2 rRNA genes are annotated in these 2,597 nt (G+C 52.1%); both read right to left on the reverse strand.

Annotated features, from left to right (window positions below):
* Positions 1-8: 8 nt before the first annotated feature.
* Positions 9-124 (reverse strand): 5S ribosomal RNA (gene rrf / locus CWE13_RS12450).
* A gap of 127 nt (positions 125-251) precedes the next feature.
* Positions 252-2,597 (reverse strand): 23S ribosomal RNA (locus tag CWE13_RS12455); the annotation flags it as partial.

The raw sequence follows: 2,597 nt of genomic DNA on the forward strand, positions 1-2,597 counted from the left end.
TAATAGGAGCCTGGCGGTGTCCTACTCTCGCATGGGGAGGCCCCACACTACCATCGGCGCTGACATGTTTCACTTCTGAGTTCGGAATGGATTCAGGTGGTTCCACGTCGCTATGGCCGCCAGACAAATTGGGTATAATTTGAACAATCTGATAAATCGAAGTCTGAGCCAGCATAACTCACACACTAACCTAGTGATGTCTCGTTCGCTTTTACGCTCTATGTCACACAACAACACCGCTTAGGTGTTGTATAGTTAAGCCTCACGGGCAATTAGTACAAGTTAGCTCAACGCCTTACAGCGCTTCCACACCTTGCCTATCAACGTTGTAGTCTTCAACAACCCTTTAGGGAGATTACACTCCAGTGAGAACTCATCTCGAGGCTCGCTTCCCGCTTAGATGCTTTCAGCGGTTATCGATTCCGAACGTAGCTACCGGGCAGTGCCATTGGCATGACAACCCGAACACCAGCGGTTCGTTCACTCCGGTCCTCTCGTACTAGGAGCAACCCCTCTCAATTCTCAAACGCCCACGGCAGATAGGGACCGAACTGTCTCACGACGTTCTAAACCCAGCTCGCGTACCACTTTAAATGGCGAACAGCCATACCCTTGGGACCGACTTCAGCCCCAGGATGTGATGAGCCGACATCGAGGTGCCAAACACCGCCGTCGATATGAACTCTTGGGCGGTATCAGCCTGTTATCCCCGGAGTACCTTTTATCCGTTGAGCGATGGCCCTTCCATTCAGAACCACCGGATCACTATGACCTGCTTTCGCACCTGCTCGACGTGTCTGTCTCGCAGTTAAGCTGGCTTATGCCATTGCACTAACCGTACGATGTCCGACCGTACTTAGCCAACCTTCGTGCTCCTCCGTTACTCTTTGGGAGGAGACCGCCCCAGTCAAACTACCCACCAGGCACTGTCCGGGACCACGATTCAGCAGTCTCCGTTAGAACATCAAACGTACAAGGGTGGTATTTCAAGGTCGGCTCCACGCAAACTGGCGTTCACGCTTCAAAGCCTCCCACCTATCCTACACATGTAGGTTCAATGTTCAGTGCCAAGCTGTAGTAAAGGTTCACGGGGTCTTTCCGTCTAGCCGCGGGTACACAGCATCTTCACTGCGATTTCAATTTCACTGAGTCTCGGGTGGAGACAGCGTGGCCATGGTTACACCATTCGTGCAGGTCGGAACTTACCCGACAAGGAATTTCGCTACCTTAGGACCGTTATAGTTACGGCCGCCGTTTACCGGGGCTTCGATCAAGAGCTTCGCTTACGCTAACCCCATCAATTAACCTTCCGGCACCGGGCAGGTGTCACACCCTATACGTCCTCTTTCGAGTTTGCAGAGTGCTGTGTTTTTAATAAACAGTCCCAGCCACCTGGTCACTGCGGCCCTCATTCGCTTACGGCGCAAGGCCTTCACAAATAAGGGCGTACCTTCTCCCGAAGTTACGGTACTATTTTGCCTAGTTCCTTCACCCGAGTTCTCTCAAGCGCCTTAGTATTCTCTACCTGACCACCTGTGTCGGTTTCGGGTACGGTTCTGCATACCTGAAGCTTAGAGGGTTTTCCTGGAAGTATGGCATCAGTAACTTCACTCCCGTAGGAGCTCGTCTCGTGTCTCAGCATATAGGGAACCGGATTTGCCTAATCCCCCTGCCTACTCACTTTCACGCGGACTACCAACGCCGCGATTACCTAGCCTTCTCCGTCACCCCATCGCAGTATGCAGCAGTACAGGAATATTAACCTGTTTCCCATCGACTACGCTTCTCAGCCTCGCCTTAGGGGCCGACTTACCCTACCCTGATTAGCATGGGATAGGAACCCTTGGTCTTCCGGCGTGGGGGTTTTTCACCCCCATTATCGTTACTCATGTCAGCATTCGCACTTCTGATACCTCCAGCAGACTTCTCAATCCACCTTCAACGGCTTACAGAACGCTCCCCTACCCAGCATACAAGTATGCTGCCGCAGCTTCGGTGCATGGTTTAGCCCCGTTACATCTTCCGCGCAGGCCGACTCGACTAGTGAGCTATTACGCTTTCTTTAAAGGGTGGCTGCTTCTAAGCCAACCTCCTAGCTGTCTATGCCTTCCCACATCGTTTCCCACTGAACCATGACTTGGGGACCTTAGCTGGCGGTCTGGGTTGTTTCCCTCTTCACGACGAACGTTAGCACCCGCCGTGTGTCTCCCGGATAGTACTCATTGGTATTCGGAGTTTGCATCGGGTTGGTAAGTCGGGATGACCCCCTAGCCGAAACAGTGCTCTACCCCCAATGGTATTCGTCCGAGGCTCTACCTAAATAGATTTCGGGGAGAACCAGCTATCTCCGGGCTTGATTAGCCTTTCACTCCGATCCACAGGTCATCTCCTAATTTTTCAACATTAGTGAGTTCGGTCCTCCAATTGATGTTACTCAATCTTCAACCTGCCCATGGATAGATCGCCCGGTTTCGGGTCTACACCTTGCAACTAAACGCCCAGTTAAGACTCGGTTTCCCTACGGCTACCCTATTCGGTTAACCTTGCTACAAAATGTAAGTCGCTGACCCATTATACAAAAGGTACGCAGTCACCCC

The sequence above is a fragment of the Aliidiomarina shirensis genome, from assembly GCF_003987345.1.
Taxonomy (GTDB): Bacteria; Pseudomonadota; Gammaproteobacteria; order Enterobacterales; family Alteromonadaceae; genus Aliidiomarina; species Aliidiomarina shirensis.